Origin of the sequence: Pseudomonas rhizozeae, from assembly GCF_031583775.1 — a bacterium.
Classification (GTDB): Bacteria; Pseudomonadota; Gammaproteobacteria; order Pseudomonadales; family Pseudomonadaceae; genus Aquipseudomonas.
In genome coordinates, this window is record NZ_JAVLSB010000069.1 from 81,282 (window position 1) to 97,707 (window position 16,426).

Annotated in this window: 10 protein-coding genes; 8 read left to right on the plus strand and 2 right to left on the minus strand. The window is 60.9% G+C overall.

All coding sequences use genetic code 11. From position 1 onward, the window contains the following. Positions 1-94 precede the first annotated feature (94 nt). A complete protein-coding gene (locus RG836_RS23970) occupies positions 95-1,333 on the plus strand; it encodes an NHL repeat-containing protein (protein ID WP_310850120.1) in 1,239 nt (412 codons plus the stop codon). A 107-nt stretch (positions 1,334-1,440) separates the two neighbouring features. Here the strand turns inward: RG836_RS23970 and RG836_RS23975 are convergent, their stop codons facing one another. Continuing rightward, positions 1,441-3,852, minus strand: coding sequence for a glucose/quinate/shikimate family membrane-bound PQQ-dependent dehydrogenase (locus RG836_RS23975; protein ID WP_310850122.1), 2,412 nt, complete (start codon positions 3,850-3,852; stop codon positions 1,441-1,443). A gap of 423 nt (positions 3,853-4,275) precedes the next feature. Here RG836_RS23975 and RG836_RS23980 point away from each other — a divergent pair, with 423 nt between their 5' ends. From RG836_RS23980 to RG836_RS24010, 7 genes are all read left to right on the plus strand, one after another. Beyond that, positions 4,276-4,506 carry a VF530 family protein gene (locus RG836_RS23980; RefSeq protein WP_310850123.1) on the plus strand — a complete coding sequence of 77 codons (231 nt, stop codon included), beginning with the start codon at positions 4,276-4,278 and terminating at the stop codon, positions 4,504-4,506. A gap of 9 nt (positions 4,507-4,515) precedes the next feature. Next, positions 4,516-5,172 carry a Pr6Pr family membrane protein gene (locus RG836_RS23985; RefSeq protein WP_310850125.1) on the plus strand — a complete coding sequence of 219 codons (657 nt, stop codon included), beginning with the start codon at positions 4,516-4,518 and terminating at the stop codon, positions 5,170-5,172. A 486-nt stretch (positions 5,173-5,658) separates the two neighbouring features. Continuing rightward, on the plus strand, positions 5,659-6,153 hold the full coding sequence (locus RG836_RS23990) for a CS1 type fimbrial major subunit (protein WP_310850127.1): 495 nt from the start codon (positions 5,659-5,661) through the stop codon (positions 6,151-6,153). An 83-nt stretch (positions 6,154-6,236) separates the two neighbouring features. Then, on the plus strand, positions 6,237-8,759 hold the full coding sequence (locus RG836_RS23995) for a CS1-pili formation C-terminal domain-containing protein (protein WP_310850129.1): 2,523 nt from the start codon (positions 6,237-6,239) through the stop codon (positions 8,757-8,759). Between the two features lie 4 nt (positions 8,760-8,763). Beyond that, a complete protein-coding gene (locus RG836_RS24000; RefSeq protein WP_310850131.1) occupies positions 8,764-9,981 on the plus strand; it encodes a hypothetical protein in 1,218 nt (405 codons plus the stop codon). A gap of 44 nt (positions 9,982-10,025) precedes the next feature. Further along, complete coding sequence (locus RG836_RS24005; RefSeq protein WP_310850133.1) at positions 10,026-10,769, plus strand: molecular chaperone; 744 nt, start codon at positions 10,026-10,028, stop codon at positions 10,767-10,769. Between the two features lie 35 nt (positions 10,770-10,804). After that, a complete protein-coding gene (locus RG836_RS24010) occupies positions 10,805-11,305 on the plus strand; it encodes a CS1 type fimbrial major subunit (RefSeq protein ID WP_310850135.1) in 501 nt (166 codons plus the stop codon). A 20-nt stretch (positions 11,306-11,325) separates the two neighbouring features. On the opposite strand, the gene RG836_RS24015 is transcribed toward RG836_RS24010, so the two are convergent. Continuing rightward, complete coding sequence (locus RG836_RS24015) at positions 11,326-16,365, minus strand: NEL-type E3 ubiquitin ligase domain-containing protein (protein ID WP_310850137.1); 5,040 nt, start codon at positions 16,363-16,365, stop codon at positions 11,326-11,328. Positions 16,366-16,426 lie beyond the last annotated feature (61 nt).

The following is a 16,426-nucleotide window of genomic DNA, read 5'->3' on the forward strand; positions in this document are numbered from 1 at the left end:
ATAGGGACTGCAACGGACCCACTAGCCACATCGGACGCAACGAGAGGCGCAGGTTCAGCGTGCTGCCTGCAACGCGCTGTGTCAGGGAGGAACCATGAGCAATAAATCTCTTGAGCCATTGGAGTTTGAGAAGCTGAAGCTGGACCTTTCATTTGGGGATCAAGGCGTCGTTAGTTTCCCTGGACTGAAGGGGCAATGCCGCACGATTGCCTTGGACGGTTCAAGTCGATTGGTGGTCGCGATCTGGACGTATCCCGATACAGAGGTGTTCCGGCTGAATGCCGACGGGTCTGTAGACCGCGACTTTGGCATGAATGGCAGCGTCCTGGTCCAGTTCGAGGCAGGGTTTAATTCTGTAGTGAGTCAGATTTTTATTCAGCCTGATGGAAAGATACTGCTCAGTGGCCTGCGTCGCCAGCCGGACAAAAGCATTGGCCTGCCTGCGCTTGCGCGACTGATGGAGGATGGCAAACCCGATCCGGAATTCGGGGTGGACGGCAAGGTTGTCCTGCGGGTCGATACCAAGGACTTAAACCTCACTACACGCGATGGTGGCCTGGTGCAGGGGCAGCCTGGGCAATTCTGGATGACGTTCCCCTACTCGGTCATCGATCCCTCGGGCATCGGCGTGACTACCACCTTGCTGTTGCGAATAGACGGTGCGACGGGGCAACTGTTAAGTCAGCGACCTCTTCAGCACAGAGGCATTAGCACCAACCTGAACCATATTTCCATCACGGCGGACAATAAGATCCTGTTGTCTGGTGACACGGATGAACTGGTCTCAGGGCTCAGCATCCGTCGCATCCTGCTCACTCGCTATGATCTCGACGGTTGGTCAGACCCGAGCTTCGGGGATCGGGGATCGGTATGGTTCGGGCCGGAATCGGGGAATTACTCGACGGGCCACACATTGTCACTCGACGCTGGTAACGGTGAGTACACGATCATGGTCTTCGGCAGCGACAACCATAAGGCGCTGGCGATGCGGTTTATGGCCAGTGGTCAACCCGATATCGGATTCAACAATGGACAGCCTCGCTTTACTGAAATTGAAGGTGGGCTTTACTGGGGATTCGCCAGCCGCCTCAGTTCCGGCAAGCTGTTGTTGTTTGGTGGCATATCAGGTGACGGGATCGAAACCGAATTTTGCGTGGCGCGTATGCTCGAAGACGGCATCCTGGATACAACCTTCAGTAAAGAAGGCTGGAAACTGGGGCCTGACCGGACGTCCATCTGGGGGATGGTGCTGCAACACGATGGCCGACTGGTGGTTGCCGCTGACGATAACACCAACGGCTCCGTGCCCAAGGTGTTTGGCTTCCAGTTGTAGCCATGGGAATGCGCGTTGGGTAAACAACGATGTTTTGCCCTGGCTACAACCGATAAAAAAGGCGACCTCCTCACGGACGTCGCCTTTGTATTCGCTGCCGTTAAAGCTTATTCGGACAGTTTATACGCCATCACATAGTCACCCTGTTTGGTGCCCAGCGAGCCGTGACCGCCGGCCACGACCAGCACGTATTGCTTGCCGTCCTTGCCGGTGTAGGTCATCGGCGTGGTTTGCGCGCCGGCGGGCAGGCGGCCCTCCCAGAGTTGCTTGCCGTTTTTGATGTCATAGGCACGCAGGTACTGGTCGAGGGTGCCGCTGAGGAAACCGACGCCAGCGCCGGTGGTGACGGTGCCGCCCAGGCTTGGCACGCCCATGCTCAGCGGGATCGGCACTGGCGAGCTGTCGCGCACCGTGCCGTTCTTGTGCATCCACAGGGTTTTGTGGGTGGTCAGGTCGACCGCTGCCACGTAGCCCCAGGCCGGTGCCTGGCACGGCAGGCCCATTGGCGACAGCAGTGCTTCGAGCACTACGCCGTACGGCGCGCCTTTGTTCGGCTGCACGCCTTCGGTTTCGCTTTTACGCGGGCCTTGGGCGGCGATTTCCTCTGCAGGAATCAGCTTCGAGCGGAACGCCATGTAGCTTGGGTTGACGAACGCCACCTGGCGCACCGGATCGACCGAGAAACCGCCCCAGTCGAACACGCCGAAGTTACCCGGATACACCAGCGAGCCTTGCAACGACGGCGGGGTAAACGGACCTTCGTAGCGCAGGGACTTGAAGTCGATGCGGCAGAGCATCTGGTCAAACGGCGTCACGCCCCACATGTCGCGTTCTTTCAACGGCGGCGGCATGAAGTTGAGGTCGGATTTCGGCTGCGTCGGCGAAGTGTGATCGCCAGCGACAGCGCCTTGCGGCACCGGCACTTCGTTGATCGGCACAATGGCTTTGCCGGTGCTGCGATCCAGCACGTAGATGCTGCCTTGCTTGGTCGAGGCCAGCACGGCTTGCTTCACGCCGTCGGCAGTTTTCAGGTCCATCAGGGTTGGCTGGCCACCGACGTCCATGTCCCACAGGTCATGGTGGGTGAACTGGAAGTGCCACTTCACCTGCCCCGTGGCAATGTCCAGGGCGGTCAGGCCAGCGGCGTGCAGTTCCGATTCAGGGGTGCGCGCACCGCCGAACTGGTCCGGGGTCTGGTTGCCCATCGGCAGGTAGAGCATGCCGAGCTTTTCGTCGACCGCGAACATCGACCACATGTTGGGCGAGTTGCGGGTGTAAGTTTTACCCTCGGCGATTGGCGTGGTGTCGGTCGGGTTGCCGCTGTCCCAATTCCACACCAGTTTGCCGGTGTGCACGTCGAACGCGCGGATCACGCCGCTGGGCTCGTCGGTGGAGACGTTGTCGGTGACGTGGCCGCCAATTACCACCAGATCCTTGGTGACCGCCGGTGGCGAGGTGGAGTAGTAACCGCCGGCGGCGAAGCCACCGATGTTGGCGCTCAGGTCGATCTGGCCTTTGTCGCCGAAGTCTTCGCACATCTTGCCGGTGTCGGCGTTGAGGGCGATCAGACGGGTGTCGGCGGTCGGCAAGAAGATCCGACGCGGGCAGGCATTGCTGGCGACGGCCGGGCTGGCGCTGCCGGTCGGGCTCTGCTCGGAGGCGTACACCGCGTCATCGTGATACGACACGCCACGGCAGGTCATGTGCGCCCAACCCTTGAAGTTGGCCGCATTCTGCGTGCTCAGCTTCGGATCGAACCGCCAGAGTTCCTTGCCGGTGTCCGGGTCAAGGGCGATCACCTGGCTGTGCGGCGTGCACACATAGAGCATGCCGTTGACTTTCAGCGGGGTGTTTTCCGCGGTGGTTTCGCCAGGATCGTTCGGCCCGGGAATGTCGCCGGTGCGGAACGTCCAGGCCGGCACCAGTTTGTGCGCGTTGGCTGGGGTGATCTGCGCCAGCGGCGAATAGCGATCACCATGGGCGCTGCGACCGTAGGAGTTCCAGTCGCCATCCGGCATCGCCGGGGCGGTGCTGGCCATACCCGGCACGCTGTCGCGGTCCAGTTGGCCCTTGATTTCACCGGGGTTGGTGAACTGGCTGGCCAGCGCCGCAACGCCGGCGAGCACCACGGCGATGCTCAATGCGCCGGTGCCTTTCGACGACGGGCTGCCGATCAGCAACGGACGACGGAACCATGGCAGCAACAGGACGATGCCAAGGGCAAACAACAGCGCCAGGCGCGGCACCAGTTGCCACCAGTCGAGGCCGACTTCCCACAGCGCCCAAACCGTACTGGCGAACAGCACCAGGGCGTACACGCCCAGCGCCGCGCGACGGGCCATCAGCAACAAGATGCCGGTGACGGCCAGGCCGAGGCCGGCCAGCAGGTAATACAGCGAGCCGCCGAGCAGGCTCAATTTGATCCCGCCCGCCAACAAGGCCAGACCCATCAGCAGCAGCAGGATGCCCAGCAGGTTCGGCAATAAACGGTTTCGACTCGAAGCACCGTCAGTGCTCATAGTGTGATTCTCCATGATGTTTTAGATATTCCCGCCAGGTTCACTGTAGATGACGATCCGCTGCGGGCATGGTTCAGTGCGAGGGCGCGGTTTGATCGGCTCGGTGGCAGACAGCGCTGTCTTGTTGCGGAAGAAAAACGGCGACTGGCGGGCCGATTCAGAGGTCGTATCGAAAAGAATGAATGGCGTGAAGCGATTCAGCATTAGGCTGGAGAGGATAAAGCGCTGTTACAAAGAGTAAAAGACCTTTTCTTGACAAGCATCCTTTCTGATTTTGTAACAGTGATATCGCACGGGCCGTTGCGCGCGATCTCCTACAGTTAAACCAACAAAACGTTGCCTGAGCGTTGTGGTCCTTTCCCCGCGCCGTGCCCTCGGCTAAGGTGCGCGGCTTCTCAGCCCTTTCTTCACTGCAGGCCCGGCATGACCGAACACGACACTAACCCTCTGCACGGCGTGACCCTCGAACAGATCCTCAACGCCCTGGTGCAGCACTACGAGTGGAACGGCCTCGCCGAGCGCATCGATATTCGCTGTTTCAAAAGTGACCCGAGCATCAAGTCGAGCCTGACCTTCCTGCGCAAAACCCCGTGGGCCCGGGAGAAGGTGGAAAAGCTCTACGTGAAGCTGATGCGCACCAAACGGCCGCTCTGAGCCGTGACCATGGACGCCCCCGCGGCGCGCTACTCGCCGATGCTTCGCCGTTTCATTCGCTTGGCCGCGCTGCTCGGCTGGGGCGGCTTGAGCATCCAACTGTACTTGGTGCTCTACGTGCGCTGGACGGTGGAGGCCAGTTTGCTTGGCGGGCTGGTCAATCTGTTCAGCTACTTCACGGTGCTGACCAACACCTTGGTCGCCGTGGTCCTGACTTGCGAACTGAGCCGCCGTGAATCGGCCGCCCGACGCTGGTTTTTGCAGTCCGAGATCAGCAGCGGCATTGCCGTGAGCATCGCTGTGGTCGGTGTCGCGTACAACCTGTTGCTGCGCCACCTCTGGCATCCCGAAGGCTGGCAGTGGCTGGCGGATGAATTACTGCATGTGGTGATGCCGCTGCTGTTCCTGCTGTATTGGTGGCTGTGTGTGCCGAAAGGCCAGTTACGCCTGTGGCACATCGCGGCGTGGGTCAGTTACCCGGTGTTGTACTTTGGCTACGCCTTGTGGCGCGGGCATCTGATGGGGACTTACCCGTACCCCTTCATCGACGTGGCGCACCTGGGTTATCCACAGGTGTTTTTCAATGGCGGGGGGATACTGCTCGGGTTTGTGCTGATGGCGTTGGTGCTGGTCGGCGTTGATCGGTTGGCTGCGATTCGCCAGTAATCGCCATAGGGTTTTTGTACTGATCGTCAAACCTCCCCGAGCGCTATTTTCCCGCGGCGCTTGACCCATCCCGCCCAACGCCCCGTCTCACTCCCGTTGCCACTCGCAGCCAGGGTCAACCGGTTTTTCGATTGATTGAATAACTAAAAAGTTAAAGCTATCACTCTATTAAAGGCCGTGCAGCGGAACTAACGACAGGTTGCGTCCCGCTTTTATTAGTGCAAATCCTCTGTATGGTTTTTTATCGATAACTGTATGTAGGTCATCCCTGACAGCCGAGACTCAATAGTTACCGTTTTTGCACTTTTTTCCCTCCCGTGGTGGCGAACCTGACTACGTGTTCCTCGGAAGTAACTGGCTTATTTTCCAGATCATTTGGCCGATCATTTACCGGCGTTGAACGTTCAACCGACATCATTATGTGATGTAGCTGGCTGGCGTCGGTTGAACGTTCAGTGAACTATCCATTGATAAGACAGGTACTGAATGATGTTCAAGAAAATCACTATGGCCGCTCCACTGATTGGTCTGGCGCTGAGTTCTTCCGTGTTCGCCGCGGGTGAGTCGCGTCACGCTATCAATATCGTTGCCCACGTGCCCACCAACGGTTTCTACGTGGTGCCTGTCGACCCTGATCTGGTCAACAAAGACCAGCGCATGGACCACAACCCGAACACCGGCAAGATGGACGAAGTCACCGGTTTCTTCGATATGCGCAACAACAACGGCTCGGTTCACGCCAGTGTGGTGACTCCACCGAAGTTGTTCTCGGGCTCCAACGCCATTGATTTGAAAGTTGAAATCAACGGCAAGGAACTGACCACTACTCCGCAAATGGTGGTGGGCGAGGCGGAATCCGATGTGAACTTCCGTGCGCCACTGCGTATCAGCGCTAAAGGCACAACTTTTGTTGCGGGCGACTACACCGGTCAAGTCGCAATGATGTTTGATGCAGTGACTCCGGTCGGCGGCGGAATCTAACTTCCAGCGCTCGCATCAACCGGCGGGCGTTCCAATTCCCCCGCCCGCCGGCTCTTTATTTTTTGTAATCAGAGTATGTGTTCATGTTCCCGATGACACCCATCGCGGTCGCGCTTGCGCTGTTGTTTTGTGCCGGCGCGGTGGCGGCTCCGATTTCTGCCGGTTCGACACCGCGAAGCCTGCTGGCGCAGGCCAAGGGTTTGCCGGCGGAATTCGAGGAGCATTTTTTTGATGTGCCATTGGCGGTCCGGGTCGAACTCGACCAGCAACCCCTGGGCGAAGCCATGGTGGTGCTGTCGCGCGATGACCGCCTCACGTTGCTCGACTTCACCGACACCAGCGACAGCCGTTTCACTGCTGCCGAACGCGACACCTGGGCCAGTTTCCTCAAGCCCGGCGTGACGCTCGGCGCGTGCAGCGGGTCTTGCCCGGAACAGATGCTCGCCGTGCACTACAGCCTGGAAAACTCGCTGGTGTCGATCCTCACCGCCAACGCCGAACGCGACGCCGAAGCGAAGCGTTTCCACGATCAACCGGACGGTGGCAGCAGTGGCTTGATGCTGCGCAATCAACTCAACCTCAACGGCGGCCAGGGCCAGGACCTGGGCGGTCGCTTTGGCCTGGAGGCCAGCAGCAGCCTGGGCAGTTGGAGCCAGACCTTCAACATGCAACTGGCCCGTCTCGGCGGCCCGGACGACCAGCTCTACCACGCCGTGCATGAGCTCTACACCCAGCGTGAATTGCAGGGCAGTTTCTTTCGCCTGGGCTATTTCACGCCCACTTCCGAGGGCCTGACCCGCCAGCCGCGCACCTTCGGCACCAGCCCCGACACGGCGGTCGGCGTGATGTACGGCAGCTCCGACAGCTTGGCGATCAACAGCCCGATGCCGAGCGTTTATCCAATCTACGTCACCGCCAATCGCCAGGCCTCGGTGGAAATCTACCGCGACGGTTTGCTGATCAACACGCAGTCCGTGCCGTCCGGCTTGCAAACCCTCGACACACGGCCCTTGCCCGGCGGCATCTACGAGGTGGAAGTGCGCCTGATCGAGGACGGCCAGACCACCTCGTCCAGCCAGGAACTGGTGTACAAGCCCAGCAACTGGCGCAATCTCGACGAACGCTGGCGCTATAACCTGTTTGCCGGCGAAGAAACCAAACTGTTGAGCAACTGGGATCAGCAAGCCAGTGGCAGCGCCACCGCCGGCGCGGCAGTCAACTATTTGCTGCACCCACGAGTGATTCTCGGCCTGTCGGCGCGGCAAGTCCGTGAAAAGCTGCAATACGGCACGTCCATCGATTGGACCCTGGCCAACCAGTTGAGCCTGTACGCCAACGTCTACCAGACCCAGGATCACGGCACCGGCATCGATTTGCAAAGCCTGTACAACTACGGTTCCGGCAGCGTGGTGATCAGCCATAACCGCAGTTGGCTCGACACCACCGACCTCTACGACTACCTGCCGGATGGCACCCGCGTGCGGCAACGCAATGTGTTTATCGGCCAGACCAGCAACTCCTCGCTGGCGCTCAACCACCGCGTCAGCAGCAAGAGTTCGATCAACGCGCGGTTGTCCCACAGCGAAGGCAATATCGAAGGTTTTGGTGTCGACCTGGGCTGGAACCAGCGCTCAGTGCTGTTCGGCAGCGATGCCAATTGGCGCTTGTCGCTGTTCGACCGCCCCGGCAGTTTCAGCAGCGGCGATGCGCGCAATCGCGGGGTCGACCTGAGCCTCAACCTGGCGCTGGGCGGCCCCGGCCAGCAATGGACCGGCAGCATCGGCTCGCGCACCGACCGTGATGGCGGCCGCGATAACAATGCCTCGCTGGGTTGGCGCAAAGACTTCAAGGATCACGTACTGCAAAGCGTCTCGGTTACCGGTCTGACCGACACCTACGGCGTGGGGTTGTCGAGCCTGGCCAGTTTCCGCACTGACGCGTTCAGCGGCGATGGCTTCCTGCAGCGCTCGTCCTATAACAACAACTTTACCGGTGGCCTGAACCTCGACAGCACCCTGGCCGTGGGGGGGCAGCAAATGGTCTTGACCAGCCAGCCCGAAGTGCGTGGCGCCGGGCTGATCGTCGACGTGGAATCGGACATCGACGGCATTGCCTTGCGCGCCGATGACTTCAGCGGCGGCAGCGCGGCGTTGAAACCGGGGCGCAATTTCATCCCGATCACTGCCTATCAGAACAGCTCCGTGAGCTTCGACTTTGAAGGCAACAACGTACCCGCCGCCAACATCGAGCCGGCGCGTACTCGCTATCACTTGAACAAGGGTGGGGTGGAGTACCGCAAGGTGCGGGTGATGAAAACCCTGACCGTGCTCGGTCGCCTGATCGATGCGCAAGGCAAGCCGCTCAAGGGGCTCCATGTGATCAACCACGCCAGCCGAGGAGTGACGGAAGTCGACGGGTTCTTCTCGATGGAAATGAACGCCGGCGCGCCAACCCTGGAAGTGCGCCAGAACAACCAGTTGCTGTGCCAGTTCCGCCTCAATGAAAACCAGCACCGCCGCGAAAACAACGTGTTGATGATCGGTGACCTGCGCTGCACCCCAGACACCCTGGCCGACGTCACGACCACCGAGCAGAAGGCAGGATAAATCAATGAAACTCTCTATGTTTGGCGTGGGCCTGATCCTGGCGCTGGCCGCGCCTTCGGTGCAAGCGTTCAACCAGGAAATCCGCGCGTTGTTCACACCGGACCCGGCCCAGCCGCACAAAAATGTGTTTGTGAACAAAACGCCGAATAGCGGTTACTGCGCTTCCTATCCCGATGAGTGCCGGCAAAACAACACCTTCAGTATCCGCCTGCCCATCAAGTTTGGGCCGGCTGGCCCGATTGTGCCAAACCCTCCCATGGGCATGTGGATCAAGGCGCCCGCCAACTGGCGCCAATTGACCGTGACGAACCGGGACACGATGGAAACCGAAGTGGTTGAAGTGCGCATCACCGGCATGGGCTCCGATTTTATTCTCAGCGACACAGCCGCCAATCTGACCGGCGTGACTAACGACCTCGAAGGCCATCGCAAGCTTTGGGGCGGGCAGACCTGGGTGTATGCGGCGCCGCCTTGTCAGTACAGCGGCGTGGGTGCCTTTACGCCCAAGAGCTATATGTTTTTCTGGAAAACCCCGGTGGAAGCCAACTGCACCAAATACGCCGCCTACCTGATTCCCTCCATCACTTTTGATTCGATGGATTTTGCCTACGAACTGCGCACGCCCAATCCACTGGGCATGTCGAGCGGGATCTACAGCGGGTCGATCAACTATCGGGTCGGCCCCGGTGGGGACTTCAACATCGGCAACATTCCGGCCGATGACGGCAACCTGACCCTGGATTTCGTCCTCGACGTGCAACACACCCTGAAGGTCGACCTTCCACCGGGGGGCAACAAGATCGTGCTCGAGCCGCAAGGTGGATGGCAGAGCTGGCTGCAGCAGGGGCGAGCACCTACCCGCCTGATGCGTGACCAGACCTTTCTGATCTCGGCGTCATCACGCTTCACTATGAAATTGGAGTGTGAGCTCGACTTGAGTAACGGTTGCGGAATTATTGATCGCCAATCGGGTTACGCCAGTGTGGTTCACGTCAGTGTCAGCCTGCCCTCCGGGCTGACCAACAGCAGCGGGCAACCGGTCAAGCGACTGCCGCTGAGTCGAGTCGTGAGCGCGCCTTTTCAGCCGGGAATCTACGTCGACCGCAAGCCCGGAATTCTGCATTTTGAAACGTCGGAGTACGACACCGCGTTTCTGATACGCAATGCCAAGGGGCGTCCCTACAAGGGCAACATCACTGTGATTTGGGATTCGGAAGTCTGACTTTTCTGATGAACCGGCTATTTATTTCAAAAGGGCTTAGGGCAATGAGATCTCTGTTATTGATGGGGTTATTGGGGGCTTTCTCCTTTACGGCGCACGCAGGGCCCCAGATCAACGTAGGCACGGTCTACGACTACCTGGACGGCGATAAAAGCACTTACCTCAAGCGTGTCTTCAACAGCGGCGACAGCACTGCCTTCGTCAAGGTCAACGTGCTGGAAATCCTCTACGACGCCGATGGCACATCGCGGGAAGTGCCGGTGGAAACCTCCGCCGACAGCGTCTCGCGCAACGGCGTGATGGCCAGCCCCGCACGTCTGATCGTCTCCGCCAAGGGCATGCAGGGCACGCGATTGCTGTACATGGGCGAGCGCGACAAAGAGCGTTATTTCCGGGTGCGTTTCGTGCCCGTGGTGCCGGAAAAGGAAGACGAATTCGTGATTTCCAACGAAGAGCGCGATGACTATCGCAAGAGTCTTTCGGCCGGCGTCAACGTGATGACCGGCTTCGGCACAATCTTTTTCGTGCGGCCAAAAAATGCCCGCTTCGACACGGTGATCAGCGACGGGGCCAGCCGTTATGAGTTGCGTAATAACGGCAATACGGTGCTGGTGGTCGATGAGTTCAAAAGCTGTTCGCTGAAGGATGAAAACGACTGTGGCCCGACCACCAAGCACCACGTTTTGGCCGGCAAGACCTTCAGCTTCGACAAAGAGAAGGGCCGAGAGCATCGCTTTATCGTGGTTGAGGGCGAGAGCAGGAAAGTATTGAAAGTGGCCGGCCGGTAGTGGCGGGTTTTCCAAGGATGCGGTGGGTATCGAACATGATGAAGCAATGCACGTGCGCCGCACTGTTGGCGGTAGCGGGGCTGATGAGTTTTTCGGCGCTGGCGGCGCGCGAGGAGCATCAGTTTGAAGTCTCAGTGACCGTGCCGACCCGGGCGTTTTACATCGTCCCCAGTGAGGCGGGCTGGATCCACCGCGAGCAGATCCTGCCGTGGAATATTGCGACCTCCAAGCTGGGCAGCCTGCGCAAGTATTTCGATGTGCGCCACGACACCAGCGCCATCGAGGCGCGTCTGGAACTGCCAGCGGTGCTATCCAACGGCCGGCCAGCGGAGGACATCAATTTGCGGGTGCGCTTCAATGGCGTTGAATTGAGCGCCGACCTCGCGCCCCGCCTGGTGGTCACCGCCGAAGACGCAGCGGTGGGTTCGCGGGTTTTGCTGGAGATCGAACCGCAGCAGCCCCGTGGCGGTTACCGGCCCGGTGACTACTACGGCAACGTGCTGTTGTTATTCAACGCCATCGCGCCGGGTGCATGAACGGGGTGGCGCTGGGTGTGTCAGGTTGCAGCCAGCGCGAGCGCCTCGCGGGTTTTCTGACGGGCGAGTGCCTGCTTGCGGTAGGCCAGATCGGTGTACCAGTCGTTGTAGGCCTGATCGCTCATGTTCTGCCCTGTGAACACCTGGTCTTCCGGGATCGACAACTGCGCCGCCAACTGGCGAAGCCGTTCTCGGGGTTGGCTCCGCTGCTCTTCGGGCAGCGTCTGCGACTGCGCCCACAGCGCCTGAGCCTCCCGTAGATCTTCCAGCAACGCACCCTGGCGGGCATGAGTCTGGTCGTTGACCTGGAATTCATAAGGCCAGGTGTCCCGCAGGTATTTCTCCCAGAAAGGTTGCTCCAGCATCCTGTTGACCAGGCCATCGCCCTGTTCTTGCTCGATGACCGTATCGAATGCCCGGTCGATCGCTGCATCGCTGACACCGGCGACCGGGCGATAGAGCATGCTTTCCGATTGCCAGGGCAAACCCAGGCGCTGCGCCAGCGCGGTTTCGTACGCCAGGTACACCTCGACCACGTCAGGGTCTCCCCCGCGAGCGGCAACGTCGGCGGCCGCGATCTCATCGACCCGCTCCAGGCGAGCCGCGCCTTTGGCCAGGGTCACCAGGGCTTTTTCCAGCGGCGCGCGGTAGGTCGAATAGGAATAGGCCCTTGAGGCCAGCACTTTGATGCCCATGTTGTTAAACAACTGCGCCCCGGCATCGGCGCAATTGGTGGGCGACGTTGCCATGATGAACAGTTCCTCGCGAAGGTCGGTGTCCAGGTCCATGGCGTCGATCATGTTCCAGACGCGGTTAGCCAATTGCTCGCGCCACACGCCGCCGGCGCGGTAGTCGGAGGATTGGGTGAGATGGTCGATGACACTGAAAAAACCTTCGGCATTCGGCTCCATGATCAAGTTGTCCCAGGCTTCGGCGCGGAACGTGCCCAGGCCCGGCGCCCGGCCCCACAGGCTCGAGTCGACGTCTATCGGCCACGACCTGCGGGCGTGGGCCGCGGCGGGCGAATACAGGTTGCGCCGCGGCAGGCCCACCGATGCCCGATACTCCATCACGGTCTGCTGGACCGCTGCTGATGCATGAGTGACCGATAAGCGCGTGCGGGCAATGACCCTCGCGTTGTCAGAGCCCGGCGGTACTCTGGGAACCTCCATCAATGGGTTGCCCTGCAGGTCAAGAAAGAAACCTCGAGGCCGTCGTTTGTTGAACAGCCCCTCCGGCCAGGTGCCCAGTCCGGTGTTGCTCAGCGTCAGCACTTTCAACCTTGGCATGCGCTCCACATTCGGGCCGCGGCGCAAAGGGTTGTCATCCAGGCGCACGACTTCCAGGTGCGTGAGGTTACGCAATTGCTCCACCGCTTCGGCGGTCAGTTCGATCTGGTTATCCGTGAGGCGCAAGGTTTCCAGCAGGTGCATCTTCCCCACCTCGACCGGCAGGCGACGCAGTTGGCAATGCCGGGCGCTGAACTGGCGCAAGTGACGGAACTCCGCCAGCAGGCTGTCAGCGCCGCTTGAAAGCCGTGTGTTATCCACGCAGAGCGTGGTGATCTGCTCCAGGTATTCGGTCAGGTCCGGCAGTTGTTTCCAGGCTTGAGCGAGGTCGCGGTGCAGAAGCTCGGACGAAAGGTCCAGCGCGTACCCGCCTTCCAGCGTGCCGGTGGCGCCGAATACTCGGGATTTGCGCTCGAAACATTGCAGCAGCCGTTCGGCGATGTGCTGCCAGCTACCGCGCGGTATCGTCGGCTCATCGGGCAAGGTTGGCGTGTGGCTGTCGACCCACCATTGCAAGATGTTCCGCAGGCGCTGCAGTTGCTGTTCCAGTGAGGTCATCGTCTCCAAGGGTTGTGGCCGGGCGTTGAGTGAGCGGACAAAGGCCTCCACTTCCCGCTCGCTCATGGCCGGGTACAAATCGCGGACGCGTTCCTGCAACGTCGCGCCCTCGGCGGACTGGGCGGCCCCGCGCAACAACAGCAGCGTTTGCAACTGCGCCACGGGCCGGATCGGTGGCTCCAGCAGCGCCGTGCGGCGCTCCGCCGGTGCCTCGGTTTTCGCCCGCAGCCATGCCTTGAACCACGCACCCTGGCCAGGCTGGTAACCGAGCTCGCGGCGTGCGTCGTCGGGCAGGGCGCGCAGGATCGCTTCATACAAGTTGTAGGATCGGCCGAACTTGCGATTCTCGGCATCGCGAATTTCATAGCGGCCGCGCTCATCACGGGCCAGTACCCGCACCACGCTGGCGTCGTCGGCGCCGACCGCGCAGCGCAGCGTCCCGTCAAAGGTGCCGAGGCGCACTTCGATGCGCAATCGGTTGAACGTTTCGGTGTTCAGGCGCAGGACATTGAGGGCCAGGCGTTCGGTGTCCGCCGTGATCCGGGCGGCCTGGTAAAACCCTTCGCTGGCCCGCGCGGCACGGATTTCAAACGCGCATTCGCGGGCCTGGCCTCTGAGGCGCAAGGGCAGGTGCTGGCGGTCCGTCAGGGCTACCCGCTCGGAGGCCGTGGCACCGCCGAGCAGGGTTTCCGCGACATGGGTTGGCAGTTCAGGGTAGCGCTGTTGCAGCCGTTGCACTTGGACGTCAAAGGAGTTGTCACGGAAGCGGTAGAGGTAGTCCGAGAGCTCGGCCTTGCGTCCATCGACCCGCTCGGCCAAGCGGTCGCGCAACGCTTGTACGGAGTCACCCTCGGTCGCCTGCGGGCCAAGCAAGGTCGCCAGTTGATCGTCATCCAGGGCTGACACCACCCGCTCAGGGAGCTTGCCGGCCATCACGTCGCCGAGGCTGATGCTCAGTGTTTGCTGGCGACTGGCCTGGGGGTTGCCATAGGTGCGCGACTGGCCGCTGAGGTCGGCTCGCTCGTAGACTCGCAGCGCGTAGTCCGCGGGCCAGCCGGGCAGTTCGGTGACCAATTGTTCGAACCAGTAGGACGATGGATCGACCGGCGCGCCGGCCCGGATGTTGTCCCGGGCAAGGTTGATATCGCGCAATGCGGCGTAGCGCTTGAAGGTATCGTCCAGTAGCAGGGGCGGGGGCGCATGCTCGGTGTGCATGCGGCGCAGTACGCCTTCATCAGTGCCGCTGATCAGGCGAATGTTTTCCAGTTGCTCGGGGCTGAAGCCATGAGTGTCGTGGCCCAGGCGCTTCATCAGGGTTTCACTGTCCCAAAGGCGCGGTTGCTCGCCTTCGAGCAGCCAGGCGCCGCGCCCGTTGGGCGTGATTTTCGGTGCGTAGGCGCCTGCCCGGTCGGGGTGCAGAATGCGCTGTTCGCCGGTTTTCGGGTGCTTATCGATCACATAGTGACGGCCGTTCAACGGCAGGATGCTGCGGCCCTGATGCGGGTGCAGGCCTGATGCATCGGGCCTGGAGTCGGCGGCGAGACGAATGTTCTTCTGCGCATAAGGCGCGAGGTCAGGGTTCCATAACGCGCTGCGGCCATCGGGCCGCTGCACCGGGGTCATGCCTTCGACCAGCGGCGATAGCTTGAGGCGGAATTCGTTGCCAATCGCCCCCCCGACGGCGAACGCCGCCAGTTGAATCACGTCCGTCACCACCCCGATCACATGCTCGGCGGCTTCGGCCCATTGGCCCTCGGCGAGATCGACCACGCCTTCGATCACGTCGGTGGTCAGTTGATAGGCGGTATAGGCGAGCATCAACTCGCCGAGGCCTGGTATGAACGGTGTGACGACCATCAGCGCCGCGTTGAAGATGTCCGAGAGGATTTTCTTGAAATTGTCCCACCACGCCCAGCGTGCGCGGCTGTCGGTGTCGGCGGTTGACACGGCGATGTCACGGCCGTCGTTGAGGATTTTGTTCAGGGTTTTATGGTACAGGTGCTCCCACAGCGGGGCAGGGACCGGCATCACCGAGAAGTGCAGGTTGGGTTTGGCCACCGGCGTTTCCCGCCAGCTCGGACCGGGATCGAAGGGTTGCTTTTGCTGCCATTTGACCTGGCTCAAGCGCTGCTCGAGCCCGGCAAAAAAATGTCCGCGTTGTTGCTGGTCGACGAATTGGCTGAAGAACTGCTGATAGGTGATGCTACGGGACGGCAACCGGGCATTGTCGCGCAATTGCCGGGTGATCTCGGCCATGCAGGCGCTGGCGGACGGGTATTCCATCAGCGGGTGCTCGGGGTCGTGGGGCACGTAAACCAGCACGCGCGAGGTGCCGATGTTCTGCTGCTCAACCGGAATGAAGACCATGATGCCGGTGAGGGTGGTGTCCATCAGGCGCAGGTCACAGGCCTGCATCACCTTGCCATCCAGCGTCAGGCCGGTTTGCCCGTGCAGCAGGCCGAGCACCAACTCATGGGCATTGCGACTGATGTGGTTCTGCGCCAGCGCCAGGTGCGCAGCAGTGCGCAGTGCCGCTTGCTGGCTGAGCCCCACCCAGTGCTTCAGCGCCCGGGCGGCTACCGGATCAGGCGGCAACAGCACGCTTTCAAGATGCTGCCGGTAGAGTGCGCCAACATCCAGCTCGCGGCACAGCGCCTGGAACTGCTGGATGCTCATGCCGGGTTCCACTGGCGCAATGTCGAAATGGCCACGCGAGTCCGGGCGCGTGATGAACGCCGACCCGGCTTCGAATGTTTCGGCACGGGCAAAGTTATGCAGCGCAGCATCGAGCAGGGACACCGTGCGGGTGATCACCCCCTCGGAGGCATCGAGCACATACCAGGGCCGGGCTTTGGGCAAATACAGGCGCAGGTGAATGGCCCTGACATCCAGGTCCAGCCCGTAGCGCGTGCGCAATGCTGCCTTGAGCAGCGGCTCGGCGAACGAGCGCGCATCCTGCAGCGAGTCGAGCAATCGATCCACGGTGTTCTGGTGTTGCCACGACTCGATGTTGGCGTTTGCCAGGGCCGGGGTGGCCGCGTTGCTCCAGTCTTTACGGTTGAGGCGCACCTTCGACAAGGCCTGCGCGCGTTGCGCATTGGCCTGGGTGAAACGAGGGTTGATGCGCGCTTTGATGAAGGCGTAATGGCGACCTTTAAGGTCGGTGGTTGTATGGGTTTGCGTTAATTCGGTTACTGCTTGTGACTGCAACATGGCAAGAAGTCTTACGCGAATGGGGAGCCTTAAAACTATCCATTGGCGGGCACATTAAAAG

Excerpts from the sequence above, each read along its gene's own strand:
- RG836_RS23970 (WP_310850120.1), top strand. The coding sequence starts at position 95 with ATGAGCAATAAATCTCTTGAGCCATTGGAGTTTGAGAAGCTGAAGCTG.
- RG836_RS24010 (WP_310850135.1), top strand. The coding sequence starts at position 10,805 with ATGATGAAGCAATGCACGTGCGCCGCACTGTTGGCGGTAGCGGGGCTG.
- RG836_RS24015 (WP_310850137.1), bottom strand. The coding sequence starts at position 16,365 with ATGTTGCAGTCACAAGCAGTAACCGAATTAACGCAAACCCATACAACC.
- RG836_RS24000 (WP_310850131.1), top strand. The coding sequence starts at position 8,764 with ATGAAACTCTCTATGTTTGGCGTGGGCCTGATCCTGGCGCTGGCCGCG.
- RG836_RS23990 (WP_310850127.1), top strand. The coding sequence starts at position 5,659 with ATGATGTTCAAGAAAATCACTATGGCCGCTCCACTGATTGGTCTGGCG.
- RG836_RS23995 (WP_310850129.1), top strand. The coding sequence starts at position 6,237 with ATGTTCCCGATGACACCCATCGCGGTCGCGCTTGCGCTGTTGTTTTGT.
- RG836_RS23985 (WP_310850125.1), top strand. The coding sequence starts at position 4,516 with ATGGACGCCCCCGCGGCGCGCTACTCGCCGATGCTTCGCCGTTTCATT.
- RG836_RS23980 (WP_310850123.1), top strand. The coding sequence starts at position 4,276 with ATGACCGAACACGACACTAACCCTCTGCACGGCGTGACCCTCGAACAG.
- RG836_RS24005 (WP_310850133.1), top strand. The coding sequence starts at position 10,026 with ATGAGATCTCTGTTATTGATGGGGTTATTGGGGGCTTTCTCCTTTACG.
- RG836_RS23975 (WP_310850122.1), bottom strand. The coding sequence starts at position 3,852 with ATGAGCACTGACGGTGCTTCGAGTCGAAACCGTTTATTGCCGAACCTG.